This is a genomic window from Enterobacter genomosp. O (assembly GCF_001022965.1).
GTDB classification, from domain to species: domain Bacteria; phylum Pseudomonadota; class Gammaproteobacteria; order Enterobacterales; family Enterobacteriaceae; genus Enterobacter; species Enterobacter cloacae_L.
Window position 1 is genome coordinate 153,149 of sequence record NZ_LECZ01000022.1, and the last position, 18,213, is coordinate 171,361.

17 protein-coding genes are annotated in these 18,213 nt (G+C 55.9%); 6 read left to right on the forward strand and 11 right to left on the reverse strand.

What is annotated here, in order from left to right; genetic code table 11:
• Nucleotides 1–149 precede the first annotated feature (149 nt).
• From ABR39_RS04315 to yobA, 3 genes are read right to left on the reverse strand one after another with little or no spacing between them, the layout of a single operon-like run.
• The gene (locus ABR39_RS04315; RefSeq protein ID WP_047345918.1) at nt 150–488 is read right to left on the reverse strand and encodes a YebY family protein; all 339 of its coding nucleotides are present in this window, start codon (nt 486–488) and stop codon (nt 150–152) included.
• Nucleotides 489–504: 16 nt separating this feature from the next.
• The gene (gene copD, locus ABR39_RS04320; RefSeq protein WP_047345919.1) at nt 505–1,374 is read right to left on the reverse strand and encodes a copper homeostasis membrane protein CopD; all 870 of its coding nucleotides are present in this window, start codon (nt 1,372–1,374) and stop codon (nt 505–507) included.
• Nucleotide 1,375: 1 nt separating this feature from the next.
• A complete protein-coding gene (gene yobA, locus ABR39_RS04325) occupies nt 1,376–1,747 on the reverse strand; it encodes a CopC domain-containing protein YobA (protein ID WP_047345920.1) in 372 nt (123 codons plus the stop codon).
• A 137-nt stretch (nt 1,748–1,884) separates the two neighbouring features.
• On the opposite strand from yobA, the gene ABR39_RS04330 reads away from it, so the two are divergent.
• The 3 genes from ABR39_RS04330 (at nt 1,885) to exoX (ending at nt 3,563) form a co-directional block, all read left to right on the forward strand.
• Nucleotides 1,885–2,115, forward strand: coding sequence for a DNA polymerase III subunit theta (locus tag ABR39_RS04330; protein ID WP_013096102.1), 231 nt, complete (start codon nt 1,885–1,887; stop codon nt 2,113–2,115).
• 110 nt (nt 2,116–2,225) lie between these two features.
• Nucleotides 2,226–2,876, forward strand: a complete 651-nt coding sequence (locus ABR39_RS04335; protein WP_047345921.1) for a carbon-nitrogen hydrolase family protein — start codon at nt 2,226–2,228, stop codon at nt 2,874–2,876.
• Nucleotides 2,877–2,900: 24 nt separating this feature from the next.
• Nucleotides 2,901–3,563 carry an exodeoxyribonuclease X gene (exoX, locus tag ABR39_RS04340; RefSeq protein ID WP_047345922.1) on the forward strand — a complete coding sequence of 221 codons (663 nt, stop codon included), beginning with the start codon at nt 2,901–2,903 and terminating at the stop codon, nt 3,561–3,563.
• On the opposite strand, the gene ptrB is transcribed toward exoX, so the two are convergent.
• Together ptrB and ABR39_RS04350 are read right to left on the reverse strand one after the other, a co-directional pair.
• Nucleotides 3,560–5,620: an oligopeptidase B gene (gene ptrB, locus ABR39_RS04345; RefSeq protein WP_047345923.1), complete on the reverse strand. Its 2,061-nt coding sequence runs from the start codon at nt 5,618–5,620 to the stop codon at nt 3,560–3,562. The two genes, exoX and ptrB, sit on opposite strands and share 4 nt — an antisense overlap.
• Nucleotides 5,621–5,705: 85 nt before the next feature.
• On the reverse strand, nt 5,706–6,356 hold the full coding sequence (locus tag ABR39_RS04350) for a tellurite resistance TerB family protein (protein WP_047345924.1): 651 nt from the start codon (nt 6,354–6,356) through the stop codon (nt 5,706–5,708).
• A gap of 170 nt (nt 6,357–6,526) precedes the next feature.
• Between ABR39_RS04350 and purT the strand changes: the two genes are divergently transcribed.
• Nucleotides 6,527–7,705, forward strand: coding sequence for a formate-dependent phosphoribosylglycinamide formyltransferase (purT, locus tag ABR39_RS04355; RefSeq protein ID WP_047345925.1), 1,179 nt, complete (start codon nt 6,527–6,529; stop codon nt 7,703–7,705).
• A gap of 42 nt (nt 7,706–7,747) precedes the next feature.
• On the opposite strand, the gene kdgA is transcribed toward purT, so the two are convergent.
• From kdgA to zwf, 3 genes are all read right to left on the reverse strand, one after another.
• The gene (kdgA, locus tag ABR39_RS04360) at nt 7,748–8,389 is read right to left on the reverse strand and encodes a bifunctional 4-hydroxy-2-oxoglutarate aldolase/2-dehydro-3-deoxy-phosphogluconate aldolase (protein WP_006176036.1); all 642 of its coding nucleotides are present in this window, start codon (nt 8,387–8,389) and stop codon (nt 7,748–7,750) included.
• Between the two features lie 39 nt (nt 8,390–8,428).
• Nucleotides 8,429–10,240: a phosphogluconate dehydratase gene (gene edd / locus ABR39_RS04365; RefSeq protein WP_047345926.1), complete on the reverse strand. Its 1,812-nt coding sequence runs from the start codon at nt 10,238–10,240 to the stop codon at nt 8,429–8,431.
• Between the two features lie 233 nt (nt 10,241–10,473).
• Nucleotides 10,474–11,949, reverse strand: a complete 1,476-nt coding sequence (zwf, locus tag ABR39_RS04370; protein ID WP_047345927.1) for a glucose-6-phosphate dehydrogenase — start codon at nt 11,947–11,949, stop codon at nt 10,474–10,476.
• 356 nt (nt 11,950–12,305) lie between these two features.
• On the opposite strand from zwf, the gene ABR39_RS04375 reads away from it, so the two are divergent.
• Together ABR39_RS04375 and pyk are read left to right on the forward strand one after the other, a co-directional pair.
• Entirely contained in the window at nt 12,306–13,175 is an 870-nt protein-coding gene (locus ABR39_RS04375) for a MurR/RpiR family transcriptional regulator (RefSeq protein WP_023312229.1), read from the forward strand.
• A 140-nt stretch (nt 13,176–13,315) separates the two neighbouring features.
• Entirely contained in the window at nt 13,316–14,758 is a 1,443-nt protein-coding gene (gene pyk / locus ABR39_RS04380) for a pyruvate kinase (protein ID WP_008500455.1), read from the forward strand.
• Nucleotides 14,759–14,802: 44 nt separating this feature from the next.
• Here pyk and lpxM read toward each other — a convergent pair whose 3' ends face one another.
• The 3 genes from lpxM to znuA form a co-directional block, all read right to left on the reverse strand.
• Nucleotides 14,803–15,774 carry a lauroyl-Kdo(2)-lipid IV(A) myristoyltransferase gene (gene lpxM / locus ABR39_RS04385; protein ID WP_047345928.1) on the reverse strand — a complete coding sequence of 324 codons (972 nt, stop codon included), beginning with the start codon at nt 15,772–15,774 and terminating at the stop codon, nt 14,803–14,805.
• 119 nt (nt 15,775–15,893) lie between these two features.
• A complete protein-coding gene (gene mepM, locus ABR39_RS04390) occupies nt 15,894–17,213 on the reverse strand; it encodes a murein DD-endopeptidase MepM (protein WP_047345929.1) in 1,320 nt (439 codons plus the stop codon).
• A 15-nt stretch (nt 17,214–17,228) separates the two neighbouring features.
• Nucleotides 17,229–18,173, reverse strand: a complete 945-nt coding sequence (gene znuA / locus ABR39_RS04395; protein WP_047346091.1) for a zinc ABC transporter substrate-binding protein ZnuA — start codon at nt 18,171–18,173, stop codon at nt 17,229–17,231.
• Nucleotides 18,174–18,213 lie beyond the last annotated feature (40 nt).

An 18,213-nucleotide genomic window follows, 5' to 3' on the forward strand; every position in this document is an offset into this window, starting at 1 on the left:
GTCGCCTTGCCTTTTAAGAATAGATGACGACGCCAGGTTTTCCAGTCCACAGTTAAAGCGGTCGGAAAAAAAGCGCCAGAGCATCATTAAATGTAAAAAACCGCAGTGCTTTCGCGAGCATCTGCGGTTTTTTATTGGAAACCTGAACGTTAGCAGAGCTTGTCGGCACGCTCGATAAACGGTGCCAGACTCATTTTCTGTCCCGGATGAGCCGGGTCATCGATCTGAATCACGCTAATCGGCTGGCCGCTGCTCTTGCCGCTAGCCACCTGCTGCTCAGCAATATCATTTAACGGGTATTGCACCAGCGTGCTCGGGTTGATCGCGTACAGCGCATGGCCCGGACGGCAGGTCAGCATCACCTCTTCGCGATTGAACGCCCATTTGTCCTTACCCACTTCAAAACGGCTGACGGTGATAACCTGCGGTGCGGCAAAAGCGCTCCCCGTGCAGGCCAGCAATACGAGAGAAAGTACTGTCTTTTTCATATGATATTTAACCTTGTCAGAAGGGTTCCCAGGTGGCGAACAGGCTGACCGCTGCCAGCACCAGTGCCCCCAGAACCACTTCTGCCTGTGTCATCCTGATAAAAATCTGTTGTGCTCGCCCGGTCTGCGGACTAAACCGTGGCACCAGAAAATACCGATTTGCCAGCGCAATTACCACCATCAACGCCACCAGCGCACATTTGAACAACAAAAACTGCACGTAGCCAGCCTGCCAGGGAATATGAACGCCCAGTATCAATAGCGAATTAACAACGCCGGTGAGCAGCACGCCTGCGACGGCGTAATGGCCCATGCGCGAAAAGCGCATCATGGTATAGATGGCAGCATTCTGCCAGTCACCTTTCGCCAGCCGCATGCAGAACAGCAGCGGCAGTAAGCCACCAAGCCAGGTTGCGGCACATATCAGATGAATAGCGTGATTAACACGCTGCAAAGCCCCCAACGGGCCTTCGTTCATCGCCGCGTGCCCTACTCCAGCGAGCAGGATAAGCTGGCCCATTGCGAGCAGCAGCAGCCGTGAACCTTTCAGCGGTGCGAGCCATGCTGCGCTGACCGTAATCGCCGCAAGTATAATTTGCCACAGCCAGACGCCACCAAACTGTGTGCCCATCACGCTGCGCCAGACCGCCGGGGCAAACACATCGCCCCATCCGCTCCCCATCAATCCGCCCTGCAGCATAAACATCAGGAGTGCAGACGCCAGGCAGAGTAAGGACGCCACTTTCTGCTGCCGCTGGAAACGCCGGGACATCAAACGCTGGAGAGAGGAAGGCGCAAACCAGACGCTGTAAAGCGCATTGCCAAAAACCAGCATCAGCGCCGCGAAATGTATAAAGCGCAACCCGATATAAAACAGCGCCAGCATGCTATTTCACGCTAAAGTGATAGCTGCCTGTGGTTTTATGGCCGTCTACGGAGACCACATGCCAGTCGACCTGGTAGGTCCCGGACGTCAGCGTTTGCTCCAGCGGTACGGTGAGCTGAGCCTTATTCTTTTCATCTCGCGTAGCGGTGCCCGTTCTGATGACCTGCTTTTGCGCATCCGTTACCACCACGCCGCTGAACCCAGGTTCGATACCTTCCGAAAAATTCAGCGTTAGCGCCTGCGGTGCGGCTACCAGACTGTCAGCTGCCGGGATCTGCTGCTTAAGGTGCGCATGTGCCAGCACGGAGGGCGTAACGAGGGTAGAGGACAGAAAAACCAGTGCGCATACCGCGCGGGAAGCGGAGAAACCCATCGCAATCATTCCTTTTTGTTATGTCTGTATGCTAAAGAATAACGCTGTATAATAAACGAGTCGAGGATCATCCCACCTCCGCTTGTCATCGTCGTGCAATCGCGGTAACGTTGCCGCCGCATAATAAGGAGAAGGTAATGAAGATCAATCTGGCCGCCCTTCCTCAGGACGAGATGGATAAAGTGAATGTCGATCTCGCTGCCGCTGGCGTCGCTTTTAAAGAGCGTTACAACATGCCCATCGTGGCTGAAGTTGTAGAACGTGAACAACCCGCCCATCTGCGCGACTGGTTTCGCGAAAGGTTAATCGCCCACCGTCTCGCCTCGGTCAACCTCTCTCGTTTGCCGTACGAGCCTAAAGTTAAATAAGCTTAACGAGTCGTTACACTTCCTTACGCGGAATCTGCCAGGATAAGAAAGCCCTGATAAAATTAGGTGTATTCTTAAATCTCTGCGACTCAGTGTATAAGGAAGTCACGATGTCACATTGGAATATAGCGGCAGCCCAGTATGGCGGGCAGCACCACAGTGTAGATGACCACGTTACGCACCACCTCCGCTTCATTGCTGAAGCAGCACGGCAGCGGTGCGATTTGCTGGTCTTCCCTGAACTCTCGTTAACGGGGTCAGGTACGCTGACGTTACCTCCCCCACCCGGCGACGCGCAGCTGGAACCTCTGCTTGACGCGGCCCATTTTTACCGAATTACGGTTATTGCCGGGCTTCCTCTTGAGCGGAATGGCCAGCGCCAGAAAGGCCTCGCGCTGTTTTCACCCTCTCGCCAGAGCATTTTGCGCTACCCGCAGGGTAGCGGTGCAAGCCTGATGCCGGGAGATAAACAGCTTACCATTATTGATGCCCATGCCGATTCACCCCTTCTCGACCCCAGGGCCACGCTTGTTACCAGCTGTCAGTCTGTGGGGGATCACCGCTGGCGGCAGTCCATCAGTTCCCTGCAGCGCTTCGCACATAAATATGCCATCGCGGTGTTAATGGCGAATGCCTGCGGCGGCAGCGCGCTGTGGGATGAAAGAGGCCAGCTGATCGTCCGGGCGGATAAAGGCGAGCTGCTGTTGACCGGTACGCTCAGCAGACGGGGTTGGCAAGGCGGTATCATTCCTTTAGGCTAAGCGTTTTAAGCTCAGGAGTCTTCAATGCTGCGCGTCATCGATACCGAAACTTGCGATCTTCAGGGCGGAATTGTGGAAGTGGCCTCTGTCGATGTGGTTGACGGTAAAATCGTCAACCCAATGAGCCATCTGGTGCGTCCCGATCGCCCCATCAGCCCGCAGGCTATGGCTATCCATCGCATTACCGAATCGATGGTGGCGGATAAGCCGTGGATAGAAGAGATCATTCCCCACTATTACGGTAGCCCGTGGTACGTCGCGCACAACGCCAGCTTTGACCGCCGGGTGTTGCCTGAAATGCCTGGCGAATGGATTTGTACCATGAAGCTGGCGCGCCGCCTCTGGCCGGGGATCAAATACAGTAACATGGCGCTGTACAAGTCCCGCAAGCTCAGCGTTCGTACCCCTGAGGGGCTTCACCATCACCGCGCGCTGTATGACTGCTATATCACCGCCGCGTTGCTCATTGATATTATGAATATCTCTGGCTGGACGCCGGATGATATGGCGACGATTACCGGTCGTCCTGCGCTGCTGACCACGTTCACCTTTGGTAAATACCGGGGCAAAGCGGTGTCGGATATTGCGGATAAAGACCCGGGCTATTTGCGCTGGCTGTATAACAACCTCGACAAAATGAGCCCGGAGCTGCGCTTAACGCTGAAACATTATCTGGGCGAGGCTTAACGCTCCGCACGGCCTGGCAGCGTATCCTGCGCCAGGCCTATCAAAAAGGCATACTCCAGGGCCACCCCTTCGTACGATTTAAATCGTCCCGATTTCCCGCCGTGTCCGGAGTCCATGTCCGTACACAGCAGCAGCAGATTGTCATCGGTTTTCAGCTCGCGCAGTTTCGCCACCCATTTTGCCGGCTCCCAGTACTGCACCTGAGAATCATGCAAACCGGTGGTTACCAGCATGTGGGGATAGGCTTTCGCCTCTACGTTATCGTACGGGCTGTACTCTTTCATATACCGGTAGTAAATCTCATCCTGCGGATTCCCCCACTCTTCAAACTCCCCGGTTGTAAGTGGGATCGATTCATCGAGCATGGTCGTAACCACATCAACAAACGGAACCTGTGCGACAATCCCCTTAAAGCGGTCGGGACGCTGGTTGATAACCGCCCCCATCAGCATGCCGCCCGCGCTGCCTCCCATGCCAAAGCAGAGCTGCGGATCGCCATAGCCCTGCTCAATCAGCGCATCGCAGACGTCGAGATAGTCGTTGAACGTGTTTTTCTTTTTCAGGAATTTCCCGTCTTCATACCAGTGCTGCCCCAGCTCACCGCCGCCGCGAATATGGGCGATGGCAAATACAAAGCCGCGATCGAGCAGGCTTAATCTGCTGCTGCTGAAATCGGCATCCATGCTGGAGCCATAAGAGCCGTAGCCGTAGACGAGGATCGGATTTTTGCCTTTCTGGAAATGTGCTTTGTGATAGACGAGCGAGACGGGCACCTCCACCCCATCGCGGGCGGTGACCCACACGTGCTCGCTTCGGTAGTTTTCGGACTCAAATCCGTTTACCTCGGTCTGTTTAATCACCTGACGCTGCCCGGTTGCCATATCCAGCTCAAACAGGGTATCCGGCGTGGTCATGGACGAGTAGCCGTAGCGCAACCGCGACGATTCGGGCTCGGGGTTGAAGCCAATCCACGTCACATACGCCGGGTCGTCGAACGCAATCCCCACCACTTCCCGGGTTTTGCGGTTGATTTGCCGGATACTGGTCAGCCCCCGCTGGCGCTCTTCCACCACCAGCCAGTCGGTAAACAGGGTGAACCCTTCCAGCATCACCTGATCCCGCGCGGGAATAAGCACCTCCCACTTGCGCTCATCGCGCACTTTGGTTTTATAAAGACCAAAATTTTTGCCCTCGCGATTCGAGCGCAAATAAAAGCTGTGCTGGAAGTGATCCAGGCTGTACTCGTGATCTTTACGACGCGGCAGGAAGCAAAGCGGCTGGGCGTCAGGCAGTTCGGCGTCCAGCAGCAGGACTTCAGACGTCGTCGCGCTGGCAAGGAAGATAATCACATAGTGGCGTGAGGAGGTTTTATGCAGGCTGACATAGAACGTTTCGTCTTTCTCTTCATAGACCAGCTCGTCGTCTGCGGAGTCCGTTCCCACGGTGTGTCGCCATACCTGGTAAGGCAGCAGCGTTGAGGCGTGCTTTTTAACGTAGTAAACCGTCTCGGAATCATTCGCCCAGACAAAATCCGGGGAGACGTTTTCCAGCATTTCAGGATACCAGTTGCCCGTTTCGAGATTGCGAAAACGCAGGCCGTACTGGCGACGGGAGAGGTAATCCTCCGCCAGCGCCATCACCGCGTTATCCGGGGAAATGGACATGCCGCCCAGGGTATAAAACTCGCTGTGGGCGGCGCGCTGGTTGGCATCCAGCAGAATATCCCACTCGTCCCATTCGGCGCTTAACACCGACTGACGCTGGTAGATGGGATACTCATTGCCGGGCTCGTAAATATGGCGATAGCGATAGCCGTTTTTGGTCCAGGGCGCGGAGATATCGCGCTGGGGAATGCGCTGCACCATTTCATTCAGCAACTGGTCCTGAAGCGTCTGCTGGCTGGACATGACCTTGCGGCCATAGTCGTTTTCCGCGTGCAGGTAGTCGAGCACCTCTGGCCGGGATCGCGAATCATCCCGCAGCCAGTAATAGTTGTCTATGCGCGTATCGCCATGCGTGACGATCGCATAAGGAGTACGACGGGCTTTCGGTGGCATAGCATCATTCTTTTAAGTTTTACACCCTATAAGGTTGGCAAAACCCGCGCATGATGCAAGCGAAACATGGTCGGGACGGCGACGGTTATCCCTGTAACGCCTGTTTTTGCTCCTTGATATCCTGCTCAATCCCCTCGCGCACATCCTGCGGGATCTTCAGCGCGTCGCCGAGCGCGTTAAGATAGCTCCGCTCCATAAAGTGATCGATATCGATGGCGGCGCAGCTGAGGAAATAGAGTTCAAGCGCCTCTTCCTCATTTTTCACGCTTTGCGCAAGACGCTGCGGATCGAGCGGCTGTTCAATCGCCTGCGCCACCAGCGCTCTTCCCTTCTCTTCTACACCGGCTTCGCGCAGCTGCTGCTCAATCGCCGATCGCTCCTTATCGTCGATATGCCCGTCACTTTTCGCGGCAAAGACCAGAGCAAGGATCAGCCGTTCGGTCCGCAGATCCAGCGGCGAGGTGTGCTCGCCGTAATGCGGCTCATCGCCGTGCGCGGTCCGTACTCTGTCCTTGTATTTATTCCACAGTACGGTGCCCGCGATGGCGCCGCCGCCGGCCAGCAGCGCGCCTGTGCCGTATTTTGCCAGCAATTTTCGCGAGGATTTATTCGCGACCAGCAGGCCTGCCAGCCCGCCGAGCGCCCCGGGGACCAGCAGTTTACTGAGCCCCTGTTCGCCAGAGGTGGATGTTTTCTGCCCTAACAGGGATTGCAATTGATTTAACCAGCCAGACATGGTTTCCCTCACTTAACGGTGAACATGCTCCACAGCGTAAGCGAGCAGGCGTCAGGAAATGTCTGGACGGGCTAAAGAAGCGCAAATTTCTGCCCGCGCCTTTAGCCCTGCACAAGACAGACGCAAACGTTTTCGTTTATACTGCGCGCAACTTTTTTAGGGGGATTGTTATGATTCGTTTAGGAACCGCGCTGCGACCTGCGGCGACGCGAGTGATGCTGTTAGGATCGGGCGAGCTGGGGAAAGAGGTCGCCATTGAGTGTCAGCGCTTAGGCGTGGAAGTCATTGCCGTAGACCGTTACGCCGACGCACCCGCCATGCACGTCGCCCATCGTTCTTATGTGATTAACATGCTGGATGGCGATGCCCTTCGCGAGCTGATTACGCGCGAGAAACCGGATTTCGTTGTGCCGGAAATTGAAGCCATCGCTACCGATACGCTGATTGCCCTTGAACAGGAAGGCCAGCGCGTGGTGCCCTGTGCGAAAGCCGCAAAGCTGACCATGAACCGCGAAGGCATCCGTCGCCTGGCGGCGGAAGAGCTGGGATTGCCCACGTCGAGCTATCGCTTTGCTGGCGATAAGGCCGCGTTCCTCCAGGCCGTCGGGGAGATTGGCTACCCGTGCATCATTAAGCCGGTGATGAGCTCCTCCGGTAAAGGTCAGAGCTTCATTCGCGACAGCAGCACGCTGGACAAGGCGTGGGATTATGCGCAGCAGGGTGGCCGCGCCGGAGCCGGACGCGTGATCGTCGAAGGCGTGGTGAAGTTTGATTTCGAGATCACCCTGCTGACCGTCAGCGCCGTTGACGGTGTCCATTTCTGCGACCCGATTGGCCACCGCCAGGAAGATGGCGATTACCGAGAATCCTGGCAGCCGCAGCAGATGAGCGCCCTTGCGCTGGAACGTGCGCAGGAGATTGCCCGCAAGACCGTCCTGGCGCTGGGCGGATACGGCCTGTTCGGCGTGGAGCTGTTTGTTTGCGGTGATGACGTGATTTTCAGCGAAGTTTCTCCTCGCCCGCATGACACCGGCATGGTCACGCTCATTTCGCAGGATCTCTCTGAATTCGCCCTGCACGTGCGCGCGTTCCTCGGCCTGCCCGTCGGCGGGATCCGTCAGTACGGTCCGGCCGCCTCGGCGGTGATCCTGCCGCAGTTAACCAGCCAGAACGTCACGTTTAATAACGTCGACGCGGCGGTGGGCGCAGGTCTGCAGGTGCGTTTGTTCGGCAAGCCGGAAATCGATGGCTCCCGTCGTCTTGGCGTGGCATTAGCCACCGGAGATAACGTGGACGACGCCGTGGCGAGAGCGAAAGCGGCCGCAGCGAACGTTAAGGTAGCAGGATAAAAAAAACGGGCCGGAAGGCCCGTTTCTCATGCGACGAATGACTTACTGCTTCGCGCCTTCAACCGCTTCACGAGCCAGTTTGGTGATACGATCCCAGTCGCCTGCTTCCAGCGCATCCGCCGGAACCAGCCATGAGCCACCGATGCACAGCACGCTCTTCAGCGCCAGATAGTCACGGTAGTTAGCAGGAGAGATACCGCCGGTCGGGCAGAAACGCACCTGAGAGAATGGACCCGCAATCGCCTGCAGTGCTTTGGTGCCGCCGTTCGCTTCCGCCGGGAAGAATTTGAATTCTTTCAGACCGTAGTCCATCCCCAGCATCAGTTCAGACACTGTGCTGATACCCGGGATCAGCGGAATAGTGCCTTCGGTGGCGGCTTTCAGCAGCGGCTCGGTCAGGCCCGGGCTGATGGCAAACTGTGCGCCCGCTTCGGTCACGTCGGCCAGCTGCTGTGCATTAAGAACGGTACCCGCACCGATGATGGCGTCCGGTACTTCTTTAGCGATAGCGCGGATAGCGTCCATCGCGCAGGCGGTACGCAGGGTCACTTCCAGAACGCGAACGCCGCCCGCAACCAGCGCTTTCGCCATCGGTACAGCATGCTCCAGCTTGTTTACCACGATAACCGGCACGACAGGGCCAGTGGTCAGGATTGCTTCTGCACTTGTTTTCCAGTTTTTCATCAGAGTCTTCTCTCGCCAGATCGTTAAAATCAAGTCGTCTTAAAACGTAATACAGGTTGCGCCCTGCTCAGCACCGGAGAGTTTCTCACGCAGCGCACCAAACATTTCGCGTCCAGTCCCCACGCGCGAAGCGCTCAGGTCAGGAATATGGGGTTTACGAGCCGCCAGCTCTGCGTCATCAACAAGCAGGGTTAACTCGCCCGTCTGGCCGTTAACGCGAATCATGTCGCCGTCGCGCACTTTCGCCAGCAGGCCGCCGTCGTAAGCTTCCGGCGTCACGTGGATGGCTGAAGGCACTTTACCGGATGCACCAGAGAGGCGTCCATCGGTCACCAGTGCAATTTTGAAACGGCGGTCCAATAATACACCAAGTGGTGGCATAAGTTTATGTAATTCTGGCATCCCGTTGGCTTTTGGCCCCTGATGACGCACCACCACCACGCAGTCTTTGTCGAGAAGACCGGCGTCAAAGGCGGGTAGTACGTCGTGCTGGCTTTCAAACACGACCGCCGGCGCTTCGATAATCTGGTTCTCTTCCGGTACGGCTGAGGTTTTCATCACCGCACGACCGAGGTTACCGCTCAGGACTTTGGTGCCACCGTGAGGAGAGAAAGGTTTATCGATGGTGGCAATCACCTGCGCATCAAGAGAGGCGCTCGCCCCATCACGCCAGTCCAGCTCGCCGTTGTTCAGCCACGGCTCCTGGGTGTAGCGCTGCAGGCCAAAGCCCGCCACGGTGTTTACATCTTCATGCAGCAGACCGCCCTTCAGCAGCTCGCGCATCAGCAGCGGTACGCCCCCTGCGGCCTGGAAGTGGTTAATATCCGCCGGGCCGTTCGGATAAAGGCGTGCCATCAGAGGCACCACGGATGAGATCTCGGAGAAATCATCCCAGTTAATCAGGATGCCCGCCGCACGCGCCATGGCCACTAGGTGCATGGTGTGGTTAGTTGATCCGCCGGTTGCCAGCAGCGCCACGATACCGTTGACGATGACTTTTTCGTCGACCATTTTGCCCATCGGCATCCATTCGTTGCCGTTGCCGGTCAGTCGCGTGACCTGACGGGCCGCGGCCTCGGTCAGCGCCTTGCGCAGCGGTGCATCCGGCTGGATAAAGGACGAGCCCGGAAGCTGCATCCCCATAAATTCCACGACCATCTGGTTAGTGTTGGCCGTGCCGTAGAATGTACAGGTCCCCGGCGCATGGTAAGACGCGGCTTCCGCCTCCAGCAGCGCCTGGCGGTCTGCTTTCCCTTCCGCATACAGCTGACGAATACGGACTTTTTCTTTGTTCGGCAGGCCGCTTGCCATCGGGCCGGACGGCACAAAGATCGCAGGCAGATGGCCAAACGACAGCGCAGCCATTACCAGGCCCGGGACAATCTTGTCGCACACGCCGAGATACAGCGCGCCATCAAACATGTTGTGTGACAGCCCCACCGCCGCGGACATGGCAATCACTTCGCGGCTCAGCAGAGACAGTTCCATACCGTCCTGACCCTGCGTCACGCCGTCGCACATAGCGGGTACACCGCCCGCCACCTGGCCCACGGCATTCACGCTGTGCAGCGCTTTACGGATGATATCGGGATAAACCTCATAAGGCTGGTGCGCGGAAAGCATATCGTTGTAGGAGGTAATGATGGCGATATTGTTACGCAACATGCTCTTTAATGAGGCTTTATCATCAGGCTGGCAGGCGGCGAAACCGTGCGCCAGGTTACCGCAGGCCAGCTGCGAGCGATGTACGGTGTTGCTCTTTGCCTGCTCAATCCGGGCGAGGTAGGCCGAACGGGTCTCTTTCGAGCGCTCGATAATGCGCTGTGTTACGCGTAACAATGTCGGATTCATAAAAGCTCCTCTCATTTATCTGTCCGGGCTCGGGAGTTTACAAAGTCGCTGGCAGTTGTTAACAACGCTGAAACGCTTGCTGTCCGGAGCTCAGGGGCAAAATCACTTCCGGCAGTGTAATAAAAAAAGCTCCGCGGGTGAATCCACGCGGAGCTTAAAAGTTGAAAATTGTGCCACTAGCTGTGTTAGATCATGTTACCGGTAAAATAACACTTTCGAGCTAGAGGATTATCTTACTCAAACTCGTTCCAGGAGCGGCCATCGCGGGTGATCATCGCCACCGACGCCACAGGTCCCCAGGTGCCCGCCTGATACGGTTTTGGTGCATCCTGATCGGCCGCCCAGGCTTCGGTAATGGAGTCGACCCATTTCCACGCCTCTTCCACTTCATCGCGACGTACGAACAGCGCCTGAATGCCGCGCATAGTTTCCAGCAGCAGACGCTCGTAAGCATCGGCCAGGTGCGTCTGGTTGAAGGTTTCGGAATAGCTCAGATCCAGCTTGGTGGTTTGCAGGTTGTGTTTATGATCCAGGCCCGGCACTTTGTTCAGGATCTGGATATCCACCCCTTCGTCCGGCTGCAGACGAATGGTCAGTTTGTTCTGCGGCAGCTCCTGCCAGGACTCTTTGAACAGGTTCAGCTCCGGGTTTTTGAAGTAAACCACCACTTCAGAGCACTTGGCCGGCAGACGTTTACCGGTGCGCAGGTAGAACGGTACCCCTGCCCAGCGCCAGTCGTCGATATCCACGCGGATCGCCACAAACGTCTCGGTGTTGCTGGCCTTGTTCGCGCCCTCTTCTTCCAGGTAGCCTGGCACTTTTTTGCCCTGCGCAAACCCGGCGGTGTACTGACCGCGAACGGTCTTCTCACGCACGTTAGAGCGGTCGATGCGGCGCAGCGATTTCAGCACTTTCACTTTTGCATCGCGGATGCTGTCAGCCGTCAGGTCAGACGGAGGGGACATGGCGATCATGCACAGAATTTGCAGCAGGTGGTTCTGGATCATGTCGCGCATCTGGCCGGCCTGGTCAAAGTAACCCCAGCGGCCTTCAATGCCCACCTCTTCCGCCACGGTGATTTCCACGTGGTCGATGGTGCGGTTGTCCCAGTTATTCACAAACAGGGAGTTGGCAAAGCGCAGCGCCAGCAGGTTAAGTACCGTCTCTTTACCGAGGTAATGGTCAATACGGTAAACCTGGCACTCTTCAAAGAACTCGCCCACCTGGTCGTTGATTTCACGCGAGGTGGCCAGTGAGGTACCCAGCGGCTTTTCCATCACGACGCGAGCCGGTTTGGCGTTCAGTTTGGCTTCGCCCAGGCCTTTGCAGATGGCGCCGAAGGTGCTTGGCGGCATGGCGAAATAGTTAATGGTGACACGGTTTTTCTGATCCAGCATCGCGCCTAAACGGGTAAACGCGCTGACGTCATTCACGTCCAGATTGCAGAAATCGAGGCGTCCACTCAGGGTATCCCACAAACTTTCATCAATTTTTTCTTTCATGAAAGTTTCGAGCGCCTCGCGGACGACTTTGGTATAAGCATCCTTGTCCCAGTCGGCGCGCCCGACACCCAGGATACGGGTATCCGGGTGAATTTGGCCCGCTTTCTCCAGTTGATACAGGGAAGGCAGCAATTTTCGGCGTGCAAGATCGCCTTTCGCGCCGAAAATGACCAGGTCACATGCCTGGGCTGTTTGCGTTACCGCCATGTCATTCTCCTCAGTTGGATCACCTGGTACTTCTGCCAGGTATCGTTGTAATTTTATTACAATGCACTGTACTGCTTTTACGTCATTCCCGAAACCATTAGCGCTTAACGTCGCGTGCGATACCGCGATTTTTCACCCGTCAGCGGGTTACGGTGGCGTAATGACGCAACAAGCGTCGATTCTTTGCGCAACAGGGTCACAGCAAAACCCGACACCGATCAAGTAATGAAAAAAAACAACAACATTATCTTGTCGATTGTTACCCTTTATGGAAGCCGCAAGGGTAATATCGGCTAAATCGAATCACGATTTCATCAATTTATGAAATCGTTTACACCCATGAGCGTCCTGTTAACATGAACATGCTGGAAAAAATCCAGTTTCAACTGGAACACCTTAGCAAATCCGAGCGAAAAGTGGCCGAGGTCATTCTGGCCTCTCCCGCTCAGGCGATCCATTCAAGCATCGCCGCTCTGGCACAGGAAGCGGGTGTTAGCGAACCGACGGTCAATCGCTTTTGCCGCAGCCTGGAAACGCGTGGCTTTCCTGATTTTAAACTGCATCTGGCACAAAGTCTGGCTAACGGCACCCCTTATGTTAATCGCAATGTGGACGAAGACGACAGCGTTGATGCCTATACCGCGAAAATATTTGAATCGGCCATGGCCTCGCTTGACCATGTTCGCCAGTCTCTGGATATGAGCTCCGTGAATCGCGCGGTGGATTTACTCACCCAGGCCAAGCGGATTGCGTTCTTTGGTCTCGGGTCGTCGGCGGCCGTGGCGCATGACGCCATGAACAAATTTTTCCGCTTTAACGTCCCGGTGATTTACTCCGATGACATTGTGCTGCAACGCATGAGCTGTATGAATTGCAGTGAAGATGACGTCGTGGTGCTGATTTCGCATACCGGCCGCACCAAGAGTCAGGTCGAGCTGGCGCAGCTGGCCCGTGAAAACGATGCCATGGTGATCGCTCTTACCACGGCGGGCACGCCGCTGGCGCGTGAAGCGACGCTGGCGATTACTCTCGACGTGCCGGAAGACACCGACATTTATATGCCGATGGTCTCCCGTCTGGCGCAGCTTACGGTGATTGACGTGCTGGCGACCGGTTTTACCTTACGTCGGGGCGCAAAATTCCGGGATAACTTGAAGCGGGTCAAGGAAGCGCTGAAGGAATCGCGTTTTGATAAAGAATTGCTTATAAAGAGCGATGTTCCCTGATAGTTGATAACGACGACGTCACGAATAATGACGATGTAACGATTTACGGCATTCGGTCCACTCGCTGCTGCCTTGCGGCAGATGAAGGTCGATTCAATGTTCACGCAACACCAAAGTTGTTTCAGTCAACGGAGTATTACATGTCCAGAAGGCTTCGCAGAACCAAGATCGTAACCACCTTAGGCCCGGCCACCGATCGCGATAATAATCTTGAAAAAATTATCGCCGCTGGCGCCAACGTGGTGCGTATGAACTTCTCTCACGGTACGCCAGAAGACCATAAATTACGTGCCGATAAAGTGCGTGAAATCGCAGCAAAACTGGGCCGCCACGTTGCTATCCTTGGCGATTTACAGGGCCCTAAAATCCGTGTCTCGACCTTTAAAGAGGGTAAAGTTTTCCTCAATATCGGCGACAAATTCCTGCTTGATGCCAACCTGGGCAAAGGCGAAGGCGATAAAGAGAAAGTCGGTATCGACTATAAAGGCCTGCCGGCTGACGTGGTGCCAGGCGATATCCTGCTGCTTGACGACGGTCGCGTACAGCTGAAGGTACTGGAAGTTCAGGGCATGAAAGTGTTCACCGAAGTTACCGTCGGCGGCCCGCTCTCCAACAATAAAGGCATCAACAAGCTGGGCGGCGGCCTCTCTGCAGAGGCGCTTACCGATAAAGACAAAGCGGATATCGTGACTGCGGCGCTGATTGGCGTTGACTATCTGGCCGTCTCCTTCCCGCGCTGCGGCGAAGATCTGAACTATGCGCGTCGTCTGGCACGTGATGCAGGCTGTGATGCCAAAATTGTCGCCAAGGTTGAACGTGCGGAAGCGGTTTGCGATCAGGACGCCATGGATGACGTGATCCTCGCGTCTGACGTGGTGATGGTTGCGCGCGGCGATCTGGGCGTTGAAATCGGCGACCCTGAGCTGGTGGGTATCCAGAAAGCGCTGATTCGTCGCGCGCGTCAGCTGAACCGCGCGGTGATCACCGCCACTCAGATGATGGAATCCATGATTACTAACCCAATGCCGACCCGTGCGGAAGTCATGGACGTGGCTAACGCCGTGCTGGACGGAACCGATGCGGTCATGCTCTCTGCGGAAACTGCGGCGGGCCAGTATCCGGCAGAAACCGTGGCCGCCATGGCGCGCGTCTGCCTGGGCGCGGAAAAGATCCCGAGCATTAACGTCTCTAAACACCGTCTGGACGTGCAGTTCGACAACGTGGAAGAAGCGATTGCGATGTCTGCCATGTACGCCGCTAACCACCTTAAGGGCGTAACGGCGATCATCACCATGACCGAATCCGGCCGTACCGCGCTGATGACCTCCCGTATCAGCTCTGGCCTGCCTATCTTCGCCATGTCTCGCCACGAACGTACGCTGAACCTGACGGCGCTGTACCGCGGCGTGACGCCGGTTCACTTCGACAGCACCAATGACGGCGTGGCTGCGGCGCACGATGCCGTAAACCTGCTGCGCGACAAAGGTTATCTGGTCTCCGGGGATATCGTCATTGTGACCCAGGGCGATGTGATGAGCACCATCGGCTCAACCAACACCACGCGCGTTATGACCGTCGAGTAATAACGTCTCTGTAAAAAAGCCCTCTCCAGTGGAGAGGGCTTTTTTTATTTCGTCGGATACAGCTCTTTGCGCTTATACGGCTCAATTTCACCCGGCTGGCGCGTTTTGAGCAGCTTCAGTATCCACGTGTACTGCTCGGCATGCGGTCCCACCAGAATCTCCACCTCTTCATTCATTCGACGCGCAATAGTGCGATCGTCCGCGGTGAGGAGATCGTCCATCGGCGGGCGAACCTCAATGCTCAGGCGATGGGTGTTGCCATCGTAGACCGGGAAAAGCGGGATGACCCGGGCACGACATACCTTCATCAGACGGCCAATCGCAGGCAGAGTCGCCTTGTAGGTCCCGAAGAAATCAACAAACTCACTGTGCTCCGGGCCGTGGTCCTGATCCGGCAAATAGTAACCCCAGTATCCCTGGCGCACGGACTGAATAAACGGCTTGATGCCATCATTTCGCGCATGAAGACGGCCACCAAAACGACGGCGCACGGTATTCCAGACGTAATCGAAGATCTTGTTGCCCTGGTTATGGAACATTGCCGCCATCTTCTGGCCCTGTGATGCCATCAGCATGGCAGGAATATCCACGCCCCAGCCGTGCGGAACGAGAAAAATCACTTTCTCATCGTTGCGGCGCATCTCGTCGATGATCTCCAGCCCTTTCCAGTCAACGCGTTCCATGACTTTTTCCGGCCCTTTCAGCGCCAGCTCCGCCATCATCGCCATTGCCTGAGGCGCAGTGGTATACATGGCATCAATAATGGCCTCTCGCTCCGCGTCGCTCTTTTCCGGGAAGCAGTAATAGAGGTTAATTTGCGCGCGACGACGGGCACTTTTGCCTAAGCGCCCTGCCAGACGGCCTATTTTACCCAGCACAGGATCGCGAACGGCAGCGGGTAACATCGCCATCCCAGCAAAGGCGTAAACGCCAAGCCAGGCGCCCCAGTTGCGCGGATGGCGGAAGGACTTTTCAAACTCAGGAATGTATTCAATATTGTTTTTTTGGGTTTCCATGCTGGATCCAGGGTCTGATGACGCAAAAAAATATTCAGATAGTGTAGCGAGGCAGCCGCCTACGCACAAAAGAAAAAGCCGGCGCATACTGACGCCGGCTTTTTAACAAAACAGAGGGCTTAGTTTAAGCTCAGCTGCGGCAGCACCTCTTTCACCTGCGCCAGGTAGTCAGTACGATCTTTACCCGTCAGGCCTTCGGTGCGCGGCAGTTTCGCCGTCAGCGGGTTCACTGCCTGTTGGTTGATCCACACTTCATAGTGCAGGTGCGGGCCGGTAGAACGCCCGGTGTTTCCGGAGATCGCGATGCGGTCGCCACGCTTCACTTTCTGGCCCGGTTTAACCAGCAGCTTACGCAGGTGCATGTAGCGGGTCGTATACGTACGGCCATGACGCACCGCGACATAATATCCGGCTGCACCGCTACGTTTGGCGACCACCACTTCACCATCCCCTACCGCCAGTACCGGAGTGCCCTGCGGCATGGCAAAGTCGACGCCGCGGTGCGGTGCGACGCGCCCGGTCACCGGGTTCAGACGACGAGGGTTAAAGTTAGAGGAGATACGGAACTGTTTAGCCGTCGGGAAACGCAGGAAGCCTTTCGCAAGGCCCGTACCGCTGCGGTCATAGAACTTACCGTCTTCGGCACGGATCGCGTAGTAATCTTTGCCCTCGGAGCGCAGACGCACGCCCAGGAGCTGGCTCTGCTCGCGCTTGCCGTCCAGCATTTCGCGGGACATCAGAACGGAAAATTCATCCCCCTTCTTGAGCTTGCGGAAATCCATCTGCCACTGCATGGCTTTGATCACCGAGCTGATTTCAGCGCTGGTCAATCCTGCATCGCGCGCGCTGGAGACAAAGCTCGCGCCCACGGTGCCTTTCAGAACGCTGTTCACCCAGTCGCCCTTCTGCATTTCGCTGGTCATTTTGAAACCGTTTGCAGTGCGATCGTAGGTGCGGGTTTCGCGGCGGGACATTTCCCAGGTCAGACGCTGCAGGTCCCCATCGGCCGTTAATGTCCAGGAGAGCTGTTGACCGATTTTCAGGTTGCGAAGATCTTTATCCGCAGCCGCCAGCTGGCTGATATTACCCATGTCGATGCCGTACTGGTTCAGCACGCTGCTCAGCGTGTCCCCGGTAGACACAACATATTCGTGGATACCGGCTTCGTTCTCGGTTTTATCGTCCAGTTCATCCTGCGGAATAGCTTCATCTTCCTGAGCCGCCTGGTCGATAGGCTCACTGGCTTCAGGCAGCAAAGAGCGGATTTCGCTCTTTTCGAGCTCAATGGTTTTGATGATAGGGGCAGAACTCGGGTGGTAAACATAGGGCCGCCAGACGGCGACCGCTAAGGTGAGAACTGTAAGCGACCCCAGCATAACGCGATGAGGTCGAGGCAGATTGTTAAATGCCAGGGCGACAGAGCGGGCTATCTGTTGCACGTATTCACTTCCTCGTTAATCTCCTTTCAGGCAGCTCGCATACTGGTTCGCCAGTTGGCTAAGGAACTGCGAATAGCTCGCTTTGCTCAACTGGATATTCGTACCTAGCGGGTCAAGGGTTCCCATGCGCACGGATGTCCCCCTGGCCACGGCTTCTACGACCGCTGGCCTGAACTGTGGCTCAGCAAAAACGCATGTCGCTTTTTGCTCAACCAGCTGTGTTCTGATTTCATGTAAACGCTGCGCACCAGGCTGAATTTCAGGGTTGACGGTGAAGTGACCCAGCGGGGTCAGGCCGTAGTGTTTTTCGTAATAGCCGTAGGCGTCATGAAAAACGAAATACCCTTTTCCTTTCAACGGTGCGAGCTCATTACCTACCTGCTTATCGGTTGCGGCTAATTGTGCCTCAAAATCCTTCAGGTTGGCGTCAAGTTTGGCTCGACTTTGCGGCATAAGTTCCACTAATTTGTCATGGATTGCAACCGCCGAAAGGCGCGCTATCTCTGGGGATAACCAAAGATGCATGTTGTACTCGCCGTGATGGTGATCTCCGTCACCTTTTTCTGCATCTGCAGGGTGATGGTCATGTTCGTCGCCGTCGTCGTCAGCCCCTTTCATGAGCAACGGTTTCACGCCTGGGAGCGCGGCAATCGCGACCTGTTTTTCGCCAGCAACCTGTTTTGCTGACTTTTGCATAAACGCTTCCATCTCAGGACCAATCCATACCACTAAGTCCGCGTTTTGTAAGCGCTTTACATCCGAAGGACGCAGAGAATAGTCATGCTCAGATGCCCCGTCGGGAAGCAGAACCTGGGTTTCTGTGACCCCATCTGCAATGGCCGACGCGATGAAACCGAGCGGTTTAAGCGAAGCGACAACAGCAGCGTTAACATCTTGTGCGGTTGTTCCCCAAAGGGCAGCGGATAATGCTGCGAAAAGAAGCGTATTTTTATGTAACATAATGCGACTAATCATCGTAGTGAATGCGTGAAATGTGATA